At 70.4% G+C, this 21,351-nt stretch carries 22 protein-coding genes; 9 read left to right on the top strand and 13 right to left on the bottom strand.

Features of this window, described 5'->3' with window-relative positions:
* Positions 1 to 15 precede the first annotated feature (15 nt).
* Entirely contained in the window at positions 16 to 621 is a 606-nt protein-coding gene (locus LRD69_RS27280; RefSeq protein WP_277329187.1) for a TIGR03086 family metal-binding protein, read from the top strand.
* Between the two features lie 142 nt (positions 622 to 763).
* Here LRD69_RS27280 and LRD69_RS27275 read toward each other — a convergent pair whose 3' ends face one another.
* The gene (locus tag LRD69_RS27275; protein ID WP_277329186.1) at positions 764 to 1,447 is read right to left on the bottom strand and encodes an alpha/beta hydrolase; all 684 of its coding nucleotides are present in this window, start codon (positions 1,445 to 1,447) and stop codon (positions 764 to 766) included.
* A gap of 117 nt (positions 1,448 to 1,564) precedes the next feature.
* On the opposite strand from LRD69_RS27275, the gene LRD69_RS27270 reads away from it, so the two are divergent.
* Complete coding sequence (locus LRD69_RS27270; protein ID WP_277329892.1) at positions 1,565 to 2,353, top strand: chitosanase; 789 nt, start codon at positions 1,565 to 1,567, stop codon at positions 2,351 to 2,353.
* 685 nt (positions 2,354 to 3,038) lie between these two features.
* Positions 3,039 to 3,911, top strand: a complete 873-nt coding sequence (locus LRD69_RS27265; RefSeq protein ID WP_277329185.1) for a chitosanase — start codon at positions 3,039 to 3,041, stop codon at positions 3,909 to 3,911.
* Positions 3,912 to 3,990: 79 nt separating this feature from the next.
* Here the strand turns inward: LRD69_RS27265 and LRD69_RS27260 are convergent, their stop codons facing one another.
* The 5 genes from LRD69_RS27260 to uraD all read right to left on the bottom strand — a co-directional run bounded on the left by LRD69_RS27260 (position 3,991) and on the right by uraD (position 9,113).
* On the bottom strand, positions 3,991 to 5,433 hold the full coding sequence (locus LRD69_RS27260) for a nucleobase:cation symporter-2 family protein (RefSeq protein WP_277329184.1): 1,443 nt from the start codon (positions 5,431 to 5,433) through the stop codon (positions 3,991 to 3,993).
* A 239-nt stretch (positions 5,434 to 5,672) separates the two neighbouring features.
* Positions 5,673 to 7,061 (bottom strand): 8-oxoguanine deaminase, encoded by a 1,389-nt coding sequence (locus LRD69_RS27255; protein ID WP_277329183.1) that lies wholly within the window; start codon positions 7,059 to 7,061, stop codon positions 5,673 to 5,675.
* 186 nt (positions 7,062 to 7,247) lie between these two features.
* Complete coding sequence (pucL, locus tag LRD69_RS27250; RefSeq protein ID WP_277329182.1) at positions 7,248 to 8,171, bottom strand: factor-independent urate hydroxylase; 924 nt, start codon at positions 8,169 to 8,171, stop codon at positions 7,248 to 7,250.
* Positions 8,172 to 8,178: 7 nt separating this feature from the next.
* Positions 8,179 to 8,583, bottom strand: a complete 405-nt coding sequence (uraH, locus tag LRD69_RS27245; protein ID WP_277329181.1) for a hydroxyisourate hydrolase — start codon at positions 8,581 to 8,583, stop codon at positions 8,179 to 8,181.
* Between the two features lie 5 nt (positions 8,584 to 8,588).
* Entirely contained in the window at positions 8,589 to 9,113 is a 525-nt protein-coding gene (uraD, locus tag LRD69_RS27240; protein WP_277329180.1) for a 2-oxo-4-hydroxy-4-carboxy-5-ureidoimidazoline decarboxylase, read from the bottom strand.
* A gap of 345 nt (positions 9,114 to 9,458) precedes the next feature.
* Here uraD and LRD69_RS27235 point away from each other — a divergent pair, with 345 nt between their 5' ends.
* The 3 genes from LRD69_RS27235 to LRD69_RS27225 all read left to right on the top strand — a co-directional run bounded on the left by LRD69_RS27235 (position 9,459) and on the right by LRD69_RS27225 (position 11,042).
* Entirely contained in the window at positions 9,459 to 9,773 is a 315-nt protein-coding gene (locus LRD69_RS27235) for a metalloregulator ArsR/SmtB family transcription factor (protein ID WP_277329179.1), read from the top strand.
* Positions 9,770 to 10,183 (top strand): SRPBCC domain-containing protein, encoded by a 414-nt coding sequence (locus tag LRD69_RS27230; RefSeq protein WP_277329178.1) that lies wholly within the window; start codon positions 9,770 to 9,772, stop codon positions 10,181 to 10,183. Before LRD69_RS27235 ends, LRD69_RS27230 begins: the two co-directional genes overlap by 4 nt.
* Before the next feature lie 82 nt (positions 10,184 to 10,265).
* A complete protein-coding gene (locus LRD69_RS27225; RefSeq protein ID WP_277329177.1) occupies positions 10,266 to 11,042 on the top strand; it encodes a MerR family transcriptional regulator in 777 nt (258 codons plus the stop codon).
* A 96-nt stretch (positions 11,043 to 11,138) separates the two neighbouring features.
* On the opposite strand, the gene LRD69_RS27220 is transcribed toward LRD69_RS27225, so the two are convergent.
* The 3 genes from LRD69_RS27220 to LRD69_RS27210 all read right to left on the bottom strand — a co-directional run bounded on the left by LRD69_RS27220 (position 11,139) and on the right by LRD69_RS27210 (position 12,790).
* Positions 11,139 to 11,507, bottom strand: coding sequence for a helix-turn-helix domain-containing protein (locus LRD69_RS27220; RefSeq protein ID WP_277329176.1), 369 nt, complete (start codon positions 11,505 to 11,507; stop codon positions 11,139 to 11,141).
* Positions 11,504 to 11,755, bottom strand: coding sequence for a hypothetical protein (locus LRD69_RS27215; protein WP_277329891.1), 252 nt, complete (start codon positions 11,753 to 11,755; stop codon positions 11,504 to 11,506). Before LRD69_RS27215 ends, LRD69_RS27220 begins: the two co-directional genes overlap by 4 nt.
* 195 nt (positions 11,756 to 11,950) lie before the next feature.
* Positions 11,951 to 12,790 carry a GntR family transcriptional regulator gene (locus tag LRD69_RS27210; protein ID WP_277329175.1) on the bottom strand — a complete coding sequence of 280 codons (840 nt, stop codon included), beginning with the start codon at positions 12,788 to 12,790 and terminating at the stop codon, positions 11,951 to 11,953.
* A gap of 438 nt (positions 12,791 to 13,228) precedes the next feature.
* On the opposite strand from LRD69_RS27210, the gene LRD69_RS27205 reads away from it, so the two are divergent.
* The 3 genes from LRD69_RS27205 (at position 13,229) to LRD69_RS27195 (ending at position 16,628) form a co-directional block, all read left to right on the top strand.
* Positions 13,229 to 14,665, top strand: a complete 1,437-nt coding sequence (locus tag LRD69_RS27205; RefSeq protein WP_277329174.1) for a cellulose binding domain-containing protein — start codon at positions 13,229 to 13,231, stop codon at positions 14,663 to 14,665.
* A 175-nt stretch (positions 14,666 to 14,840) separates the two neighbouring features.
* On the top strand, positions 14,841 to 15,680 hold the full coding sequence (locus LRD69_RS27200) for a TIM barrel protein (RefSeq protein ID WP_277329173.1): 840 nt from the start codon (positions 14,841 to 14,843) through the stop codon (positions 15,678 to 15,680).
* 48 nt (positions 15,681 to 15,728) lie between these two features.
* Positions 15,729 to 16,628, top strand: a complete 900-nt coding sequence (locus LRD69_RS27195) for a 2-hydroxy-3-oxopropionate reductase (protein WP_277329172.1) — start codon at positions 15,729 to 15,731, stop codon at positions 16,626 to 16,628.
* 478 nt (positions 16,629 to 17,106) lie between these two features.
* Here LRD69_RS27195 and LRD69_RS27190 read toward each other — a convergent pair whose 3' ends face one another.
* The 4 genes from LRD69_RS27190 to LRD69_RS27175 are packed head-to-tail and all read right to left on the bottom strand — an operon-like array spanning position 17,107 to position 21,253.
* Positions 17,107 to 17,778, bottom strand: coding sequence for a response regulator transcription factor (locus tag LRD69_RS27190; RefSeq protein WP_277329171.1), 672 nt, complete (start codon positions 17,776 to 17,778; stop codon positions 17,107 to 17,109).
* On the bottom strand, positions 17,775 to 19,061 hold the full coding sequence (locus LRD69_RS27185) for a sensor histidine kinase (protein WP_277329890.1): 1,287 nt from the start codon (positions 19,059 to 19,061) through the stop codon (positions 17,775 to 17,777). Before LRD69_RS27185 ends, LRD69_RS27190 begins: the two co-directional genes overlap by 4 nt.
* A gap of 46 nt (positions 19,062 to 19,107) precedes the next feature.
* Positions 19,108 to 20,271 carry an acyltransferase gene (locus LRD69_RS27180; protein WP_277329170.1) on the bottom strand — a complete coding sequence of 388 codons (1,164 nt, stop codon included), beginning with the start codon at positions 20,269 to 20,271 and terminating at the stop codon, positions 19,108 to 19,110.
* Complete coding sequence (locus LRD69_RS27175; RefSeq protein ID WP_277329169.1) at positions 20,264 to 21,253, bottom strand: alpha/beta hydrolase; 990 nt, start codon at positions 21,251 to 21,253, stop codon at positions 20,264 to 20,266. Before LRD69_RS27175 ends, LRD69_RS27180 begins: the two co-directional genes overlap by 8 nt.
* Positions 21,254 to 21,351: the final 98 nt, after the last annotated feature.

Here is a 21,351-nt window from a genome sequence, read left to right as displayed (position 1 = left end):
GCCGGTCTGAACTGTATGGACACAGAGAACATGACGATGCCCACGCCCGATCTGGAACCTGCGGCACGGCAGGTGGCCGAGCTGCTCCACGGCATCGAGGACCATCGTCTGACCGACCCGACGCCCTGCCCCGACTATGCGGTACGGGATCTGCTCGCCCACCTCGTCGGGCTGACCACTGCGTTCCGGGACGCGGCCCGCAAGGCCTTCGGGCCCACGACCGACACCTCACCGGACGCCGCGCTTCCGGTCCTGCCGGACGGCTGGCGCGACACGCTCCCGCCCCTGCTCGACGAACTGGTGGCCGCGTGGCGGGACCCCGCCGCGCGGCAGGGGATGACCAGGGCCGGCGGCGTGGACCTGCCGGGCGAGGTGGCCCACATGGTGGCGCTGAACGAGCTGGTGATCCACGGATGGGACCTGGCCCGGTCGACCGGTCAGAAGTACGAGGCCGACGAGGCGAACCTGCGGGTCTCGCTGGCCATGACGACGCCGAGCGACGACAACCCCCTGCCGGAGAGCCCCTTCGGGCCGCCGGTACCGGTGCCGGCCGACGCGCCGCTCGCCGACCGGGCGGTCGCGATGAGCGGGCGGCGTCCGGACTGGCGACCGGGAAGCTGAGCCGGGGCAGGGCGGCGCCGCAGGCAGGTTCCGGTGGTCGGCGCGCCGTCCTCGAACACCGGAGGGCTCCGTGTGCGTCGGCGCCGCAGCGCACGCAGAAACCAGGTGGTCAGGGGCCCGTCCCGGGGCCGGGCCCCTGCGGTCAGCTGGTGAAGAACTCGGTGATCTGCTGGGCGACCTGGTCCGCGTGGGTCCGGTGCACGTGGTGTCCGCCGCCCAGGGTGATCAGGCGGCAGTCCGGGATCAGGGAGGCCATGTCGGCCAGCCGGCCCTGCGGCATCGTGCTCTCCGGGCCTCCGGAGATCATCAGTGTGGGCGCGACGATCTCGCCGAGACCGTCCGCCCACGCCGGATCGGGGTCGGCGACCTGGGCCCGGATGGGGGCGACGACGTTCCAGTCATAATCCACCGGCCCGTCCGGCTGCGCGGGCGGCCGAGGCTTGCTCGGGAACGGGGGCGGGGTCTCCACCAGTACCAGCCGTTCCACCCGGTCCGCGTGCTCCTGGGCGAGCAGATGGGCGACGACCCCGCCCATGGAGTGGCCGACCAGCCCCACGCGGTCGAGCTCGCACTCGTCGAGGAAGCCGAGAACGTCGTCCCGCATCAGCTCGAAGGAGTACTCGTCGGGCCAGTCGCTCTCGCCGTGCCCGCGCAGATCGAGGGCGTACACCCGCCATTCCTCGCCCAGCAGGCTCGCAGCCGCCTCCCAATCGGCGGCGGAACCGCCGAGACCGTGCAGCAGGACGACGGGCGAGCCGAACGAGTCGCCCCAGGTCCGGTACGCCAGCCGCACATCGCCTACATCCACAACAGACTGATCTTCCATACTGCCGACGCTACCGCCGAATGGGCGAGGTTCCCTCCCCACGCCTGGCAGGGTGGAGCAGTGAAGATCACTGCGCGCCCCCGGATCGCCCCCGCCACAGCCCTCGTCACCGCTCTCGTGACGACGCTCCTGGTGCTGTTGGGCTGCTCCGCGTCCGGCGCCGACGCGGACAAGGACGCCTCCGAGGCCGGACTCGACGATCCTGCCAAGAAGGAGATCGCCATGCAGCTGGTCTCCAGCGCCGAGAACTCCTCGCTCGACTGGAAGGCCCAGTACCCATACATCGAGGACATCGGCGACGGCCGCGGTTACACCGCCGGCATCATCGGCTTCTGTTCCGGTACAGGAGACATGCTGAGAGTCGTCGAGCGGTACGCGGCGGCGCGCCCCGGCAATGCGCTGGAGCAGTTCCTTCCCGCGCTGCGCGCGGTCAAGGGCACCGACGCGCACGACGGGCTCGGCCGCCCCTTCACCGACGCGTGGGCGAAGGCGGCGGACGACGCCGCATTCCGGGACGCCCAGGACGCGGAGCGGGACCACTCGTACTTCGACCCGGCGGTCGAACAGGCCAAGGCCGACGGACTGGGCACCCTGGGCCAGTTCATCTACTACGACGCCTATGTGATGCACGGGGCCGCCGACGCGGACGGCACGGTCGGGTTCCGTACGATCCGCAGCGAGGCACTGGCCGCGGCCGAACCGCCGTCGCACGGCGGCGACGAGGCGACGTATCTGAACTGCTTCCTCGACGCCCGTGTCGCCGCGATCCGCAAGGAGCCGTCGCACTCCGACACCAGCCGCGTCGAGACGGCCCAGCGGGTCTTCGTTCGCGAGGGCAGATTCCAGCTGGAGACGCCACTGCAGTGGAAGGTGTACGGCGACAGCTACCGCATCGACGGCCCCTGAACCCGCGATCGGCGGGCGCGTGAAGCGTCTGCGCGAGGGGCCGCGCGCCGGCGCCCGGCAGGGTTCCCGCCACCGGTCTCGGGCCGGCCGCCGGCCCCGTGGCCCAGCCCGTCCGGAGCTCCGTCGTCACTCGGGGCGCCAAGGCCCTTCGTGGGAACGCACGGTCGACGACAACGGGTTCAACTCCCGTGGCGGACCGGGGCGTCGGAGTACCCGTGCCGGGTCGGGTGAACCGTGGGAAGTCCCTCAACCACCGTCAGCAGGAATGGCATTGAGCCATGGATGATCTGCGGGGCGGCCCCACGGACGCATGGATCCACGCGGCCCGCCTCACCTGCTGACCGCCATCTGCCAGAGGGTGTCCGCCCCTGATCCGCAGGCCGCCCCGTACGGCCCCGCACCGCGTCCGGCGCGGCGCGGGGCCTTTCCGTAGCCGAACTCAACACGCTTGCGCCGAACGAGTGCACGACTCGCACTCCACTCCGAACGCTCACCCCGCTCTGGTAGGAAAGCTTCGTCGCGGCTCACGGAACGACGAACTCCCTCTGGAGGAATGGTGCCCGCTTCCCATCGGCACGCCGCACCTCGCAACACTCGCCCCCTACGGCTCGCGCTGGTCGCGTTCGGGGTGACCCTCACGGCGGCACCCGCCACCAACCACGCCAGTGCCCCCACGCATCCCGCTGTGCGCCAGGATGTATACGTCACCCGGCAGCCGGCTGCCACCAGCGGGCGCCCCACGGCGACACCCGCCACCGACCACGCCAGTGCCCCCACGCATCCGCCCGCGCGCAAGGATGTCTCCGCCACCCGGCAGCCCGCTGCCGCCACCCGGCAGCCCGCTGCCGCCACCGGGCTGGACGATCCGGCGAAGAAGGAGATCGCCATGCAGCTGGTCTCCAGCGCCGAGAACTCCTCACTCAACTGGAAGGCCCAGTACGCATACATCCAGGACATCGGCGACGGCTGCGGCTACACCGCGGGCATCATCGGCTTCTGCTCCGGCACCGGCGACATGCTCGCCCTCGTCGAGCTGTACACCCAGCGCAAGCCGGGCAACGTCCTCGCGACGTATCTGCCCGCTCTGCGGGAGGTGAACGGCACCGACTCGCACGACGGCCTCGACCCGGACTTCGCCGAGGACTGGGCGGCCGCGGCATCGGACCCGGCCTTCAAGCAGGCGCAGAACGACGAACGGGACCGGATGTACTTCAACCCGGCGGTCGGTCGGGGGAAGGCCGACGGCCTCGGCACGCTCGGCCAGTTCGCGTACTACGACGCCATCGTCATGCACGGCAACGGCGACGACAGCACCAGCTTCGGCTCCATCCGCAAGCGCGCGCTCGCCAGGGCGAAGCCGCCGTCGCAGGGCGGCAACGAGGTGACCTACCTCAACGCCTTCCTGGACGCGCGGATCTGGGCGATGCAGCAGGACGAGGCCCACTCGGACACCAGCCGGGTGGACACCGCCCAGCGGGTCTTCCTGAAGGAGGGCAATCTGAACCTGGATCCGCTGCTCGACTGGAAGGTGTACGGCGACAGCTACCACACCGGCTGAGTCCTGCCCGCGCCTGCCCGGAATACGTCTGTGGCGCGTACCGCTCCCGCCGTGCGCGCCACAACGCCGTGCCGCACGCTCAGTGCGCGCCCACCGGAGCCGCTGCCGGAACGGAGGGCTCCTCCTCGTTCGCCTCCTCCGGTTTCCTGCCCAGGTGGTTGAAGGCCAGGTTGAGGACGATCGCCACGACGCACCCGGTGGAGATCCCCGAATCAAGCACGACCAGAAGGTCCTTCGGGAACGCGTGGTAGAAATCCGGCGCGGCGATCGGTATCAGGCCGATACCGACTGCGGCCGCGACGATCAGTGCGTTCTCGCCCTTCTCCAGGGCTGCGGCGGCCAGCGTCTGGATGCCGCTCGCGGCGACCGAGCCGAAGAGCACGATGCCCGCACCACCGAGCACCGGCAGCGGTACGAGGGCGATGACGGACGCGGCCACGGGGACCAGGCCGAGGACGATGAGGATACCGCCGCCCGCGGCGACGACGAACCGGCTGCGCACCCTGGTCATCGCCACCAGGCCGATGTTCTGCGCGAAGGCGCTGCACATGAAGCCGTTGAAGAGCGGGCTGAGGGCGCTCCCCAGGGTGTCGGCGCGCAGACCGCCCTCGATGGTCCGCTCGTCCGCCGGACGGCCGACGATCTTGCCGAGGGCCAGCATGTCGGCGGTGGACTCGGTCATGCAGACGAGCATCACGATGCACATCGAGACGATGGCCGCTATCTCGAACTGCGGTGCCCCGAAGTGGAACGGGGTCGGGAAGCCGACCAGGTCGGCGTCCTTGGTCGCGCCGAAGTCGGTGATGCCGACCGGGATCGCGATCAGGGTGCCGGCGACCATCCCGAGCAGGATCGCGATCTGCTGGAGGAATCCGCGCAGCAGTCTGCGCAGCACGAGGACGATCAGCAGCGTGACGGCGGCCATGGAGATATGGGCCGTGGAGCCGTAGTCGCCGGCCGCGGCGTTGCCGCCCTGCGACCAGTTGAAGGCGACCGGCAGCAGCGAGAGGCCGATCAGGGTGATGACGGTGCCGGTGACCACGGGCGGGAAGAAGCGGACCAACTTGCAGAAATAGGGGGCGAGTACGAAGCCGATCAGGCCGGCCACGATGATCGCGCCGAAGATGACGGCGATGCCGTCGTGTCCGCGGTCCTTGCCGATCGCGATCATCGGTGTCACGCCGGCGAACGAGACCCCGTTGACGAACGGCAGCCGGGCGCCGATGCGCCAGAGGCCGAGGGTCTGCAGGAGGGTGGCGATGCCTGCGGTGAAGAGGCTCGCCCCCATCAGGAAGGCGGTCTCCCTGGGGCTGAGTCCCACAGCCGGTCCCACGATCATGGGCGGGGCCACCACGCCCGCGTACATCGCGGCCACGTGCTGCAGTCCGCTGGTGAACATCCTCAGTGGGGGGAGGGTCTCGTCGACCGGGTGTGTGCCGTCGGCGACCTGCGGGTCGTCCGCTTTCGGCTCCTGGTCGGGTCCTGCGACTGCGTCGTTGCGAAACCTGGGCTGTGCTGCCACGTCGGCTCCTCCGGTCGGGTACACGTCGATACGACGCGGGTGTCAGGGAGGTGATGCGTTGGTGCAGGTAAGACAGGTGATGCAGCTGGTGCGGCAGCTTGGTTCGTCACCGGTGCGGCAGGCGCGTACGTCTGGGTACACGCCCGCCGCACCGGCTGCCGCGGACCCCGCTCGGGTCCACGGCGGCCGGCCGAGGGCCGTCCCCCGTCGGCCGGCCGTTCTGGGGGCGCCCCGGAGCGTCAGGCTCCGGCGGCGATCCGCGCGAGGCGCCGGGCCTCGTCGCGGGTGACGCGCGCGAGGACTTCCTCGTCCACGGTGGTCAGGCGGGAGCCCTCGACGACCGTCTTCCCGTTCACGAGGGAGAGCGTGACGGGGGCGGCCGCACCGAAGACGAGCGCGGTGACCGGGTCGGCGATGGAGGAGTGCGCGAGGGTGTCCAGCTTCCAGAGCACCAGGTCGGCGAGCTTGCCGACCTCCAGGGAGCCGATCTGGTCGGCGCGGCCGAGGACCTGGGCCCCGCCGTACGTACCCAGTCGCAGGGCCTGACGGGCATTCAGGGCCTTTTCGCGGTGGGCACCGAGACGGTTGATGAGGAGTGCGTTGCGCAGTTCGGTATGGAGTTCACCGGACTCGTTGGAGGCGGTGCCATCGACGCCGAGACCCACCGGGACGCCCGCCGCGAGCATGTCGGGGACCCGGGCGATGCCCGCGGCGAGGCGGGCGTTGGAGGACGGGCAGTGGGCGACGCCCGTTCCGGTGCGGGCGAACGCGGCGATGTCGGAGTCGTTCATATGGACGCAGTGCGCCATCCATACGTCGCTGCCGAGCCAGCCCGTCGACTCGAAGTAGTCGGTCGGGCCCATGCCGAACAGCTCGTGGCAGAACTTCTCCTCCTCCACCGTCTCCGACCCGTGGGTGTGCATCCTGACACCGCGCCGGCGAGCCAACTCGGCTCCCTGCCGCAGCAGTTCGGTGGAGATGGAGAACGGCGAACAGGGCGCCACGGCGATCTGGGTCATCGAGTCGAACGATCCGTCGTGGTGCGCGTCGATGGTCGCCTCGGTGGCGGCGAGCGCGCCGTCCAGCGTCTCGACGGCGAAGTCCGGCGGCAGTCCGCCGTCCTTCTCGCTGCGGTCCATGGAACCGCGGGCGAGGGTGAACCGTACGCCCATGTCCCGTGCGGCGCCGATGATGGCGCCGGACAGGTCGCCGGAGCCCTGCGGATAGACATAGTGGTGGTCCATGGCGGTGGTGACGCCACCGCGGGCCATCATCGCGAGCGAGCCCTGCGCGGCGGCTCGGACCATCGGCTCGTCGATGCGCGCCCAGGTCGGGTAGAGCGCGACCAGCCAGTCGAAGAGGTTGTGGTCGGTCGCCAGGCCCCTGGTGATCCACTGGTAGAAGTGGTGGTGGGTGTTGACCAGGCCGGGGGTGACGAGGTGCCCGGTGCCGTCGATGCGCCGTACGACGTTCTCCGGACCCGCGGGGGCCGGACCGGCGCCGACGTGCTCGATGCGGTTGCCCGCGACGACCACATGGCCCGAGGCGTACTCGGTGTCGTCCGCGTCGACGGTCGCGATCGAACAGTTCTCGATGACGATGCGTTCCACACGATCAGCGGCTGCCATGGCGCTTCCTTCTCTCTGGGGTGAGGTGGGCACGGCAGGACCCTAGGAGGATTTGAGTGCCACGGCGGTGCGTCCGTGGGTGCCGAGAGGGGAGGAACGGATGGGGCGGAACCGCAGCAGACACTGCCGCACCGGCTCCGGGGCCGGTCCCCGTACGCCCACGCGCGGGGACCGGCGCGGGCCTCGTCAGAGGTTGGTCAGGTCGACCGGGATCTGCGGCTCGACGCCGTCCCGCAGCACGGTGGCCTCGATCAGACCGTACGGGCGGTCCGCCGCGAAGTAGACCTCGTTGTCGTTCTTGAGGCCGAACGGCTCCAGATCCACGAGGAAGTGATGCTTGTTCGGCAGCGAGAAGCGGATCTCGTCCACCTCGCTGCGGCTGTTGATGACGCGCGAACCCATCTGGTACAGGGTCTGCTGGAGCGAGAGGGAGTACGTCTCGGCGAAGGCCTGGAGCATGTGCGTGCGCGTCTGCTCGTACGACTTCTCCCAGTTGGGCATGCGCGCGTCGTCGCTGGTCCAGTTGTACCGCCACTTGGCGGACACCTCCGTCGCGAGGATGCGGTCGTACGCCTCCTTGAGCGTCGTGTACTTGTCCTTTGCGTAGCCCCAGAACTCGGAGCTGGTGGAGTTCATCACCACCAGGTCCTTGAGACCCGAGATGATCTGCCAGCTCTCGCCGTCGAAGGTGATCTGGGTGGTGCGTACCTCCTGGCCCTTGCGGACGAAGGAGTGCTTGACCTCGTCGGCGCCGATGAACTGCGCGCTGGCGTCGGAGGTGGCGATGCGCTCCCAGGCGTACTCCTCGATCCGGATGCGCGCGGTCCTGATCGGCTCCTGCGACGTCACGAAGTGGCGGGCGAGGTGGATGCCGAACTGCTCGGCGGACTCGATGCCGTGCTCCTTGGCGAACGCGTACACCGTGTTCTTGGTGGTGTCGGTCGGCAGGACGTTGGCGTTGGAACCGGAGTAGTGGACGTCGTCCATGTCGCCGGAGAGGGCGACCGAGACGTTCAGGTCCTTGATGTGGTGGGTGTCGCCGTCCCGCGTGATCCTCACGACGCGGTTCTCTGCTTTGCCGTACTGGTTCTGGCCGAGAATCGTGGGCATGTCGGTGCTAGCTCCCTCGGTAAACGGAGTAGCCGAACGGGTTGAGCAGCAGCGGTACGTGATAGTGCTCGCCCGGTACGACGGCGAATGTGATCGCCACTTCCGGGAAGAACGCGCCGCTGTCCCTTACGCGGGGGGCGTCCTGCTGCGCCTCGGCTTGCCTCTTGGAACTGTGCTCTTTCGAGAAGTACGTCTCGGTGTCGAAATCGAGCCGTACGTGGGTGGTGCCCTCCGGCAGAGCCGGCAGGTTCTTGCACCGCCCGTCCGCGTCGGTCGCGGACCGGCCGACCGTCACCCACGGCGCGTCGCTGCCGCTGCGGGCGGCGAGCGAGACGGCGACGGCCTCGGCGGGGCAGCCGATGCTGGTGTCCAGGATGTGCGTGGACACCGAGGCGGTGGTGTCGGTGCTCACGGCCGTCACTCTCCTTCTGCTTCTGCTGCGTCCGCCACGAGACGGGTCAGCCGGATGCGGTTGATCCTGCCCAGCTCGGAGCGCACGATCTCACGCTCCCGCTCGGGCGGGTTCCCGATCCGGGACTTCACCGCGTCGCGCATCTGCTCACCGGTGGCGCCGGTGGCGCAGATCAGGAAGACGTGTCCGAACCGCTCCTGGTAGGCCAGGTTCAGTTCGAGCATCTCGGCCCTGAGCTCCTCGGTGGCGTCGGCCATCCCCCGCTGTTCGCGGGAGGAGGCCGGGTCTCCTGGCTTCGGGCGGCCGATCGGGGGGTGCCCGGCCATCGCGTCGGCCAGCTCGTCCCGGGTCAGCGCGGCCGTGGCGGCGTCACCGGCGGAGAGAAGGGCTTCCACGGTGGCGTACGGGCGCCCGGAGAGGATCGCTCTCCCCCATGCCGCGCTGGCACACACCTCGTGCAACGCGGCGGTGGCCTCGTCGTCCGCCAGGATGTTGAACCGGGCAAGGCCCGGCGTGGAGCTCGAAGTCACGGGAGCCTCCGTGGCTGCATGGCGCTGCTGCTGTTCGCTGTGCGTTGGTCGGGCTGCGGACAGCTAACGCCCTCCACAACACCACGTCAACACTTTGTTGAAATCTCGCGTACGGAAACGGCCATGGCGGGCGATCCGAACGACGGCCTTCATCCCCCTTCCGTACCCCAACTGCTCACCTTGGGCCGAATTCTCCCGGCAGGAAAGGGTGCGCGCACCCCCGACCGACCCTTCCCGGACCCGGTCACCTCATCGACCACAACGGTGCGATCGCGGTCCGAGCGCCCGGTTCCGACACGTCGGAAAAAGTTGACGCGTCGGAATTCTCCGACGTATCGTCGGGCCATGCCAAGCGACGTGTTCGGCGCGCTGGCCAATCCGGTGCGCCGTAAGCTGCTCGAAAGTCTGCGTGAAGGTCCGCGGGCCACGGGCGATCTCGCCGGGCTCTTCGAGCTGGGACGCCCGGCGGTCTCCGAACACCTGGCGGTGTTGCGGGCCGCCGGCCTGGTGCGCGAGGAACCCCGCGGCAGGCAGCGGTTCTACCACCTCGAACCGGCCGCGCTCGCCGAGGTCGGTGAGTGGCTGCACCCGTTCGAGCACTACTGGAAGCAGCGACTGCACGCGCTCACCGACGTACTGGACGAGGAGAACACCTCATGACCGAGCAAGCCGTGATCCGCTGCGAGCAGTACATGGATCACCCGCCCGCCGTGGTCTGGACCGCACTGACCGACCCTGAACACCTCGCCCGCTGGTGGGTTCCCGGCGACATCCAGCCGGTCGTCGGCCACCGTTTCACCCTCGACATGGGCAACTGGGGCCTCCAGCCCTGTGAGGTCACCGCGGTCGAGCCCGAGCAGTTGCTGCGCTACCGGTTCGCGGAAGGATCGCTGGACACCACAATCACCTGGCGTCTGGAACCGGAAGGCAAGGGCACCCGCCTGCTGCTCGAGCACGCCGGCTTCGACCTCGACTCCCCGATGGGCAAGCAGGCCTACCACGGCATGGGCGAGGGCTGGCCGCACCTGCTCGTCCACCTCGACACGGCCCTGAGCGGCCCCGCCGCCTGACTCCGGCTTCCCGGACCGACCCGGGGGCGGTGGCGCATCAGCCCTTGAACCTCCCGCGACGGGAGGTTCTAGCGTTGCTGACGTGATCGGGAAAGACACCACCGGACGCCGGTGGAGCATCGGAGAGCTTGCGCATGCGAGCGGGCTGACCGTGCGTGCGCTGTACCACTACGACGAGATCGGTCTGCTGACCGCGGGTGAGCGCACCGCATCCGGGCACCGCCGCTACACCGAAGGGGACCTGCGGCGGCTGTACCGGGTGCGGGCGCTGCGCGCCCTCGGGCTGTCGCTGGACGAGATCGCAGGCGTGCTCGCCGACTCGGCGGCGGACGATCTGGGCACGATGCGCGAACTGCTGGCTGCCCAGCTGCGCGACCTGGAGGAGCAGGCCGCACGCATCGAACGGCTGACGCACCGCATTCACGGACTGGTGCGTCAGCTGGACGACTCGTCGATGCCCGATCCGGATCAGTTCATGACGACCTTGGAGATGATCTCGGTGTTCGAAACCGGCTTCACGCAGGAACAGCAGGAGCAACTGGCCGAGCGGAGGGCCGAACTCGGCCCGGAGGCCGTGGAGTCGGCCAAGCACCGGTGGGCCGGCCTCGTCGAACAGCTCCTGGTTCATGTGCGGGACGACACCCCCGTCGACGATCCGCAGGTACAGGACCTCGTCCGGCGCTGGGACGAGCTGGGAGCCGCGTTCCACGCCGACGGCGAGCAGGGCGAGCGGACCAAGGCCGCAGCCCGCCGCATGTGGCAGGACAACAGCGCCGAAATCAGCCGGAGCCTGCCCTGGCCTGCCGACCGGATGGCCGCCCTGGTCGGCTATCTGGAGCGCGTGCGGCAAGCACGCTGACCGGTCGTCCGCCCTGGGGCGGACGATACGGACAAGGAGTGTACCGCCGACTCGGCCGGGAGGAGGCGCTCCAAGCTTGTGCACACCCCGTCCGCATCAGGGGCTCTTCTCCCGGTTCAGGTAGTTGTAGACGGTGAAGCGGCTGACCCCCAGGGCACCCGCCACCGTCTCCACGCCGTGCCGTACGGAGAACGCGCCCCGCGCTTCCAGCGTCCGTACGACCGACTGCTTGGTCTTGCGGTCCAGGTCGGCGAGCGGCATTCCGTGCCGCCGCTCCATGGCGGCCAGGATGTGGTCGAGGGAGTCCGACAGCTGGGGCAGCCGTACCGCGATGACGTCGTCGCCCTCCCAGGCCAGCACCACGTCGTCGGGCCGCGCCTGCTCGGGTCCGACCAGTTCGGCGCCGATGGCGTCGACGAGCGGCTTGACCGCGCTGACGAAGGGGTGGTCCGCCGGCTCGGTCACTTCGAGTCCTCCCCGAGGACATTGACCTGGAGCGACACCCGGGTGGCACCCGCCGCCAGGGTCTTGCGCAGCAGGGAGTCCACGGCCGTGAGCACGGCGTCGGAGCCGCCTTCCGCCGTGTTGCCGAACGGGCCGACGTCCACCGCGTCCAGTTCCGCGGCCGCGATGACCTCACGGGCCACCACGGCGTGCGCCGGGGCCTCGTCGAGATCGAAAGGCTCGGTCGTGAACTCCACTTTCAGGCGCACTGTCACCCACTCCTCATTCGGGGACACGACCCTAACGGACACACCGGCGAGGGGCCGGGGCCCCTACGGAACGGCCGGAACGTGCCCCCGTGCGGACCGAGCGGGCCGCCGCGCCGGACCGGGCCGACGGGCAACTTCGGCCTGCCGATCCACCGCGTCATCGGTCCGCGCCGCAGTCGCCCGAGCCGCACCGGTTCACTGCCCCGACTGGATGTCCCCCCGGGTGGACGAGGTGATCGGGTCGCCGTGGGCGAAGTCGCCCGGCGGGATACCGGGGTGGTGGCCGTCCGGTACGGGCGGCACCGCCGCGGCCGGGCCGAGCGCCAACCGGGAGACGATCCGGTAGCGGTCGCCCCGGTAGAGCGAGTGGACATACTCCACGGGCCTGCCCGTGGTGTCCGAGGTCAGCCGCTCGAAGAGCAGCGCGGGGGACAGTTCGGGCACATCGAGAAGCTTCGCCTCCGCGCGGGTGACCACCGTGGGCTCGATGGCCTGCAACGCCTCGTGGACGTGGACGCCGTGCCGCTCGCGCAGATGCTCGTAGAGATCGCCGCTCTCCAGTTCCTGGGCCGAGAGGCCGAGGACGAGCTCTGCCCTGATGTGCAGATGCTCTATGGCCATCGGGGCGCCGTCGACCAGCCGGAGGCGCGCGACGTACACGATCTCCGCGGCCGGTGACATCCGCAGCTTGCGACCGACCCGGGCGCCGGCCTGGAGCGTGGTGAATTCCAGCAGCCGGCTCGACCAGGCACCCGCCGCCGGGGGGACACTCAGTGCGAGTTCCCCCGAGACCAGCTCCTGGGTGATCTTCGCGGGTGCGACGAACATGCCCCGGCCGTGCTCGCGAACGAGGAGCCCTGCGGCCACGAGTTCGTCGACCGCGGCACGCAGAGTCGGCCGCGACACCCCGAGCAGCCCGCAGAGCGAACGCTCGGACGGGATGGCGTCCCCCGGGCTGCGCGCTTCGATGAGCTCCAGGATGGCGTCACGGGCCCTCTCCCGTTTCAGTACCGTCCCCGGCACGTCGGCGTCCATGCGGTCCTCTCCACATACGGTTCCCTGCTGACCAGTTGACCGAGCGGATTCTCCAACTGGACGGCTGGTCAAGGGAAGTCTAGCCACACTTTACGCAGACCGAACGAGTCGCACATCGGCAACATCATCAAATCCCCCTGCTATCAAGGGGGTTGACGGACCCATTGGTCTATGCCACCTTCTTCCACCATCAAGAGGTGAGCTGTCCAGCGGTCATCACTGGTCAGGTGGTCAGGTCCTGTCTCTCCGAGGTGAGCCGTGAAGTACCGCTTGCTTGCCGGTGGGTCCGCGCCGGTCACGGCAACCGCGCTCCGTGGCCGGACGTCCCCGCGTCCGCCACCCGCCACCTGACCGCACGGTCGCTCACGACCGCCTCCTGAGGAACGGCGCGCCCCCATCCGGCATCACCCCCACCACTGTTCCGGAGAGGAACACGCCATGAAGAAGATCGCCAGAAGCCGGCTGCGCGCATCGGCCGCAGCCGCCGCCACCCTGGCTCTGGGCTGTGCGGGACTCACCGCACTGCCCGCCTCCGCGACCGCCGTCGCGGACGGGTTGGTCGTCCAGTACCGGACGAGCGCCTCCGGAGCCACGGCCGACCAGAGCGAGCCCTGGCTCAAGGTACGCAACTCGGGCAGCGCGAGCGTGCCGCTCAGCAACGTCAAGGTGCGCTACTACTTCAAGTCCGACGCGGCCGGCATGGACTACCGCTTCGCATGCTCGTGGGCGGTGAAGGGCTGCGCCAACATCACCGGGACCTTCGGCGTCCCGGCCACGCCCACCGCCACCGCCGACCGGTATCTGGAGATCGGGTTCACCGCGGGCGCGGGCTCCCTCGCCCCGGGCGCGGACACCGGAGACCTCCAACTGCGCTTCTACCGGGCGGACTGGCAGACGCTGGGGCAGAGCGACGACTACTCCTTCGGTGCCGAACGCACCTCGTACGGCGACTGGCCCAAGGTGACCGCGCAACTCGGCGGGACCACCGTGTGGGGCGAGGCACCCGGGGGCAACGACCCGACCGACCCCACCGACCCCACCGACCCGCCGACCGATCCGCCCGCGGACGGACCCGCGCTGTTCGACGACTTCAACTACACGGGCCACACGGATCCGAAGATCGCCGCGCACGGTTGGTCCGTCCGCTCCAACTCCGGTGGCCCGGGTGTCCCGGGGGCGGTATGGGCCCCGGAGAACGTCACGTTCGCTGATCAGGGCGGCAACTCGGTGATGAACCTCGAGACCTCGACGGCGGGCACCAGCGGCTCGACGCGGCAGACCGAATTCCTCACCCAGAGCATGAAGTTCCGCAACGGCACCTACGCGGCCCGGGTGAAGTTCAACGACACGCCGCGGTCGGGGCCGGACGGTGACCATCTCGTCCAGACCTTCTTCACGATCAACGACCTCAAGGCACCGATGGCGGACGACTACGCGGAGTACGACTTCGAGTATCTGCCGAACGGCGGCTGGGGCGAACCGTCCGACATCCTCTACACGACCTCCTGGGAGACCTACCGGCCCGACCCGTGGGAGGCCGTCAACCAGCACAGCGAGTCCCGGCAGAGCTTCGCCGGGTGGCACGACCTCGTGGTGACGATCGACAACAGCGCGATCACGTACTACATCGACGGTCAGCTCTTCGGTACGCACGGGGCGGCATACCTCCCGGAGCGCGGGATGTCGATCAACTTCAACCAGTGGCTGATCGATCTGGCCGGGCAGACGAGCACCACGCCCCGCTCCTACGACCAGCAGGTGGACTACGTCCTGCATGTGAAGGACCAGGTGCTCTCGCCGGCCCAGGTGAACGCGGCGGTCGCCGCGTACCGCGCCGCGGGCACCACGTTCAAGGACACGGTCCCGGCCGGCTGACAGACGGATGGAGCGGGGCGGATGCCGAGGGTGGCGTCCGCCCCGTTTCCGTGTGTACGGCCGCCCCTGACCGGCCCGACATCCGGGCGCCCCCTTGACAGCTCATCCACCCCCCGGGCAATCTTCCGTTAAGCAGAAACTAATTTCCGCAATACGGAAGGAGCGCCTGACCCTCATGGGATATCCGGACCAGCGCTTCGATGTGAACCTCTCGATCCTTTTCACCGAACTCCCGCTCCTGGAGCGCCCCGCCGCCGCGGCCGCTGCGGGCTTCACGGCGGTCGAGCTGTGGTGGCCCTGGACCGATACCCCCGCCCCGCCGCAGACCGAACTGGACGCCCTCAAGAAGGCGCTCGACGACGCGGGCACGCAGCTGGTGGGGCTGAACCTCTACGCCGGACAGCTGCCCGGCCCCGACCGCGGTGCGCTCTCCGTACCCGGCGCGGAGTCGGACCGGTTCCGCGCCAACATCGAGGTGGCGGCCGGCTTCGCCGCCTCGGTCGGCTGCAAGGCGCTGAACGCGCTCTACGGCAACCGCGTCGACGGCGTGGACCCGGCCGTACAGGACGAACTCGCCCTGGAGAACCTGGTCCTGGCCGCCCGCGCAGCCGACCGCGTCGGGGCGGTCCTGCTGATCGAGGCCCTGAACGAGCCGGAGTCGCCGCGTTACCCGCTCGTGAGCGCACCGGCCGCGATCGAGGTCGTCGACCGGGTCAACGCCGCGACAGGGCTCGGAAACGCGAAGTTCCTGCTGGACCTCTACCACCTGTCGATGAACGGCGAGGACCTCAGCCAGGTCATCACCGCGTACACCGGGAAGACCGGCCACGTCCAGATCGCCGACGACCCCGGGCGCGGCGCACCCGGTAGCGGCTCGCTGCCGCTGGAGCGGCTCCTCGACGAGCTGACGAAGGCCGGTTACGACGGCTGGGTCGGCCTGGAGTACAAGCCCGGCGACCGGCCGAGCGCCGAGGCCTTCGCGTGGCTCCCCGCCGGGGCCCGGGCGGCCCACTGAGGTCGCCGGCCCCACTCCCGCACCCCCGTTTTTCAGGAAGGCACCCTCATGAGCAACAACCTCCCCAAGGTTGCGTGGATCGGGCTCGGCATCATGGGCTCCCCGATGTCCGAGAACCTGATCAAGGCCGGTTACGACGTCACCGGTCACACCCTGGAGCAGGACAAGATCGACCGGCTGGTCGCCGCCGGCGGCAAGGGCGCCGGCTCGATCGCCGAGGCGGTCCGGGACGCCGATGTCGTCATCACGATGGTGCCCGCGTCCCCGCAGGTCGAGGCCGTCGCGTACGGCCCCGACGGCATCCTCGAGAACGTCAGGTCCGGCGCGCTGCTGATCGACATGTCCTCGATCACCCCGCAGACCTCCGTGGACCTCGCGAGGAGCGCGCGGGACAAGGGGGTTCGCGTGCTGGACGCCCCCGTCTCCGGCGGCGAGGCCGGGGCCGTCGAGGCCGTACTGTCGATCATGGTCGGCGGCGAGCAGGCCGATTTCGACGCCGCGCAGCCGATCCTCCGGGCACTCGGCAGGACCATCGTGCTCTGCGGTCCGCACGGCGCCGGCCAGACGGTGAAGGCCGCCAACCAGCTGATCGTCGCGGTCAACATCCAGGCGTGCGCCGAGGCCGTCGTCTTCCTGGAGAAGTCCGGAGTCGATCTCACCGCAGCGCTCGACGTACTGAACGGCGGACTGGCCGGTTCGACCGTACTGACCCGCAAGAAGGACAACTTCCTGCGGCGGGACTTCGCGCCGGGCTTCCGGATCGATCTGCACCACAAGGACATGGGCATCGTCACCGACGCCGCGCGCAACGTCGGCGCCGCATTGCCCGTCGGCGCCGTGGTCGCCCAGCTCGTCGCCTCGCTGCGCGCGCAGGGCGACGGAGGCCTGGACCACTCGGCGCTGCTGCGCGCGGTCGAGCGGCTCTCCGGACAGCCCGTTCAGGCCTGAGCGGGCCGGCCCCAACGGACGGACCGCTCCACAGACTTCCGGATGGTGTCGGCGCCGACACCTGTCCTGTCGCGCCCAGGCGCCGGCACCATCCGGAACACCACACCTCCAATTTCAACAAATTGTTGACGTCGGGTTCGGGGCGTACTTACGCTCCTGGAGCCCCCAGGGCGTCGCAGTTCAGCAGCTCCCGTACGGAAGGTCGCCCCGACACCATGACGCAGCGTGCCGAGGACCGCGGCGGTGTGCGAGCCAGTGCGGTGGTGAAGGCGGCCGGCGGCCGCTCTCGACCTGACAGAGAGCGGACCCGGCCGCCCATCGCCCGTCGCCGCGGTCCCGGCACAACCCGCAGGAAGGACTCCGCCCGGCGGCGCGAACGAAACGGTCGCGCCGGCCTCTCGCCGTCGGGCGGTCACCACCCTCACGCAAGGGCGGGGAGTGCGGACGGTCCCGCGCTCCCCGTCCCTGCGTGTGTACGTCAGTAGCCGGCCGGGCGCACGAGGCCCGTCTCGTACGCGAAGACCGCCGCCTGGGTCCGGTCGCGCAGCCCCAGCTTGGCCAGGATCCGGCTCACATGGGTCTTCGCCGTCTGCTCCGCCACCACCAGGCGCGAGGCGATCTCCCCGTTCGACAGGCCCTGCGCGATCAGGGAAAGCACCTCGGTCTCACGCTCCGTCAGATCGCCGACGCGATCCATGAGCGGGGCCCGGGGGCTTGCGGTCATCCGGGAGAACTCGGCGATGAGCCGCTTGGTGATGTTCGGGGCCAGCAAGGCGTCACCGGCCGCCACCACCCTGACCGCATGGGCCAGTTCCTCGATCGATGCGTCCTTGAGGAGAAAGCCGGACGCGCCGGCACGCAGCGCCTCGTACACGTACTCGTCGAGATCGAAGGTGGTCAGGATCAGCACCTTGACCCGGGCGCCGGCCGGTGACGTGATGCGGCGGGTCGCCTCGATTCCGCCGAGCACAGGCATCCGGACATCCATGAGGACGACGTCCGGGGCGAGTTCGGCGACCTTGGCGACGGCGTCGAGACCGTCCACCGCCTGCCCGACGACCTCGATGCCCGGTTCGGCGTCGAGCAGCACCGTGAAACCCTGGCGAACCATCATCTGGTCGTCGGCGATGAGTACACGAATGGTCGTCACGGGATGTCCTCGACAGGTTCGGCGGACTGGGCAGGGGCGCTCACCGGCAGGATGGCCGTGACCTCGTAGCCGCCGTCCGGGGTCGCTCCGGCCGCGAGTTCGCCGCCCAGCATGGCAGTGCGTTCGCGCATCCCCAGCAGTCCGTGTCCCATGGACTGCTGGGGCGCGGGCGGTCCGTCGGGCGCGGTGTTGGTGATCCGGACGGACAGTCCGGTGGTCCCGTAGGACGTCTCCACCCGCACCCGGGCACCGGGGGCGTGCCGCATCGCGTTGCTGAGAGCCTCCTGGACGATCCGGAACGCCGACAGTTCGACGCTCGGCGGCAGCGGACGCGGCACGCCGGTGGTGGCGGTGGTGACGACGAGCCCGGCACCGCGCACATTGTCCAGCAGTTCGTCCAGGCGGTCGAGGGTGGGCTGCGGGGCGTGTCTCGCCCCCTGCGACAGGGCGTCCTCGGAGCGCAGTACACCGAGCACATGCCGCAGCTCGGTGAGCGCCTCGACGGCGTTCTGCCGGATGCCCGCGAGGTTCTCCCTGAGCGCGTCGGACGGGTTGTCGACCAGGTGCGGGGCGACCTGGGCCTGGATGGAGATCACCGACATGTGGTGGGCGACGACGTCGTGGAGTTCGCGGGCGATCCGGTTGCGCTCCTCCAGCAGCGTGCGCCGGGCCCGCTCCCCGGCGGTGAGTTCCTCCTGGACGACGAGCTGGGTGCGGGCCAGCCGCAGGCCGCGCAGCGCGGCGCCGATCAGCACGGCTGCGATCAGGACCGGGGTGCCGCGGTCGAGGACGTAGTTGTGTGCCCGGGTGGTGGCGACGGTGCAGGACAGCGCCGCGAGGAGGGTGACCACCAGCGCCCCTGCCGACCGACGGGGCCGGACCCGCAGTGCCAGCAGGAACAGCACCCCGCTCTGGAGCAAGAGCCCCGAAACGGTCCAGGGGAAAAGTGCGTCCGGGCTCACCCCGGGCTCCGTGATCCGCGCGGTGACGACCATGAGGACCGTCGACGCCCACCAGGCTGACACCGGGCGGGACATGCCGACGACAAGCGCCGCCGCCTGGGCGATGCCGAGCAGCACCGCGTACCCGGGGACGCCGCCGCCGTCGACCGGAGCCAGGGCGCTCACCTGGACCACGGCGAGGGCCACGGCGCAGAGGACCAGCACCATCCCGAACACCGGCCGCCAGACCGGCCATCCGGGACCCCCCATCGCAGGCAGCGGATCGGCGGGCGCCGTCAGATCCTCGAACAGGGCGCGCGGGGCCCTCCGCAGCGCCGCCATCAACCGCTGTTTGTCCCCCACCACTGACCCCCTCGTCCAGTCCAGACTAGGCACGGCGCATCACCGACTTCCGGGCAGGACGCCCCTCACGGACGATACGGCCGCCTTTGCGCGGCCGGCCCTGCTCGTACGTGCGGAACGCCGACCAGCACACCAGCAGCGCCACGGCGAAGACGGGCAGCCAGGCCAGCCGCGCGAACACCCAGTCCGAGTCCCTGGGTACGGTGTGCAGTCCCGGCAACGGCTCGCCCGCGAACAGGCCGACGGCGGTGACCGCCATCATCGCGGTCTGGTGCCACAGAAAGACCGTCATCGCGGAGAGGTTGACCAGTGCCACCGCCGCCCATGCCGCGGGGCGGCGCAGGACCCGCCGCAGCGGGCCGAGCAGCAGCCGGGCCGCGCCGCACTGGGCGAGACCGAAGGCGACGGCCGCGAGGGTGGGCGGGTCGAGGTTGGAGATCCGGCTGCCGGGCACCCCGACCATGGACGCCGGGTATCCGGCCCACAGGACGAGTGCGGCGGTGGCCGCGGCCCCGACGATCAGCAGGGCCCATCCGGTCGACCGGCTCCGCAGACCGCCTCGGGCCCAGCTCGCGCCCAGGCAGTACGGGACCAGCCAGCCGGCCGCCACATTGATCCAGCCGAGCCAGGCGGGGCCGCCCAGCCCGAAGCGGATCAGGTCCACATGCAGCACGACCACAAGCGGCCACAGGGGATGAAGCTTCGCCACCAGTGGGGTCACCGCCGTCAGTGCCGCGAACACCAGCAGGAACCAGAGCGGCGACAGCACCAGTTTGAGCAACGCGTGCACCGTCTCCACGCCCGCCCCGGAGGCGAGCAGCGCGCCCGCGATCACGGTCCACACCACCAGGACGGCGGCGACAGGCCGGAACAGCCGAAGCGTGCGGACGCCGAGCCATTGCCCGTACGTGGTGCCACGGGTGCGGGCGGAGGCGTAACTCTGCGCCCCGACCTGCCCGCCCACGAGGAAGAACACCGCAAGGGTCTGGAACAGCCAGGAGACCGGCGCCAGTTCGGGCATGTGCTGGAGAGGGCTCACGGCGCGCAACGTGCCGGTGTCGGCGATCAGGGCGGTCACCAGCCAGTGGCCGAGCACCACGCCCAGGACGGCGAAGGCGCGCAGTGCGTCGGTGGCGCGGTCGCGGCCGGGCGGGGTGGCGGCGTCGATACGCCGGACGAGGTCACGCATGACGCCCCTCCTCGGCGGGGGTCCGGCCGGAGACGATCCGGGCGATGTTCCTCAGTGACAAGGAGCCGGGCTTCAGGTAGTCGCTGTGGCCGCCGTCGCCCGCCGCGAAGTGCCGGGCGCCGAACCGAGGGGAGAGCGGGTCCGTTCCGAACCCGAGGGTGACGAAGGGCAGCCGGAGCCGCATGTGCGGCACCTCGGCGATCCAGTCGTCGCGGCCCCGGCCCGCCCAGACGGTGGCCGGGGAGTGGAGTGCGGCCGCGTCGCGGGCGCCGGTTCCGGGGCTGCCGTACAGGACGATGTCGGAGACCGCCAGCCCGGGCGCGGCCCCGGCGCAGACGACGGAGCCGTAGGAGTGGCACAGCAGCGATGTCCTGGCGGACGGCTCGGCCCGCATCAAAACGCCCAGGAATGTGCGTAGTTCCACTGCGGCGCTCTCGGCCCGGCCCGTGGTCACCGACGTCCGGCTCACCGTGTCGGGCGTCCGGTAGCCGAGCCAGCCGATGACCGCCGCCCCTTCGCCCAGCTCCCGGCGCAGGGCGACGCCGCCGGCCCGCAGCCGCCCGTAGTGGTCGAGGCCGACGCCTGCGCCCGGGACCAGCACGGCGATCCGGCGGGCCCGGGAGAGGTCGCCGAAGACCTCGACACTGCGCCCCCCGTCGCGGCCGTCGAAAGAAAAGAAGTGGCGTGCCGGGTCGGCGAGTTCATGCAGCGAGGCAGCCCGCTTCCGGTCGCCGTGGCGGGTGGCCGTCCGCTCGGCCGCGAGGATGGATCCGCGGTTGACGGCGTACCGCTGGGCCAGTGCGGCGGGGGTCGCCGCGCGGAGCGGAGCGAGGGCGGCCGGGACGGGCGCCGGGACGGCCGAGGGCCGGGCCGCGCCCGACAGCGGCACCGCGACCGCCGCGATGACCAGGGCGGCGAGCAGGGTCCGGGCGGTGCGCGGACGGATCGTGCGCGGGTGGCTCCTGGGCGGGCGGGGCACCATGAATGGGGGTCCTTCCGTACCGGATGTCCGTCGTGTCGTATGTCGCTTCCGGTACAGAAGCTAGGGAGCGGACGCCGTGGTCGGCGTCCACCCAGGGA

Source organism: Streptomyces sp. JH14 (assembly GCF_029428675.1).
Classification (GTDB): domain Bacteria; phylum Actinomycetota; class Actinomycetes; order Streptomycetales; family Streptomycetaceae; genus Streptomyces.
The sequence above is the reverse complement of the archived record's forward strand: the minus strand, read 5'-3'. Positions and strand labels throughout refer to the sequence as shown.

Excerpts from the sequence above, each read along its gene's own strand:
- LRD69_RS27280 (WP_277329187.1), top strand. The coding sequence starts at position 16 with ATGGACACAGAGAACATGACGATGCCCACGCCCGATCTGGAACCTGCG.
- LRD69_RS27275 (WP_277329186.1), bottom strand. The coding sequence starts at position 1,447 with ATGGAAGATCAGTCTGTTGTGGATGTAGGCGATGTGCGGCTGGCGTAC.
- LRD69_RS27255 (WP_277329183.1), bottom strand. The coding sequence starts at position 7,061 with ATGGCAGCCGCTGATCGTGTGGAACGCATCGTCATCGAGAACTGTTCG.
- pucL (WP_277329182.1), bottom strand. The coding sequence starts at position 8,171 with ATGCCCACGATTCTCGGCCAGAACCAGTACGGCAAAGCAGAGAACCGC.
- LRD69_RS27235 (WP_277329179.1), top strand. The coding sequence starts at position 9,459 with ATGCCAAGCGACGTGTTCGGCGCGCTGGCCAATCCGGTGCGCCGTAAG.
- LRD69_RS27230 (WP_277329178.1), top strand. The coding sequence starts at position 9,770 with ATGACCGAGCAAGCCGTGATCCGCTGCGAGCAGTACATGGATCACCCG.
- LRD69_RS27210 (WP_277329175.1), bottom strand. The coding sequence starts at position 12,790 with ATGGACGCCGACGTGCCGGGGACGGTACTGAAACGGGAGAGGGCCCGT.
- LRD69_RS27205 (WP_277329174.1), top strand. The coding sequence starts at position 13,229 with ATGAAGAAGATCGCCAGAAGCCGGCTGCGCGCATCGGCCGCAGCCGCC.
- LRD69_RS27200 (WP_277329173.1), top strand. The coding sequence starts at position 14,841 with ATGGGATATCCGGACCAGCGCTTCGATGTGAACCTCTCGATCCTTTTC.
- LRD69_RS27195 (WP_277329172.1), top strand. The coding sequence starts at position 15,729 with ATGAGCAACAACCTCCCCAAGGTTGCGTGGATCGGGCTCGGCATCATG.
- LRD69_RS27185 (WP_277329890.1), bottom strand. The coding sequence starts at position 19,061 with ATGGCGGCGCTGCGGAGGGCCCCGCGCGCCCTGTTCGAGGATCTGACG.
- LRD69_RS27180 (WP_277329170.1), bottom strand. The coding sequence starts at position 20,271 with ATGCGTGACCTCGTCCGGCGTATCGACGCCGCCACCCCGCCCGGCCGC.
- LRD69_RS27175 (WP_277329169.1), bottom strand. The coding sequence starts at position 21,253 with ATGGTGCCCCGCCCGCCCAGGAGCCACCCGCGCACGATCCGTCCGCGC.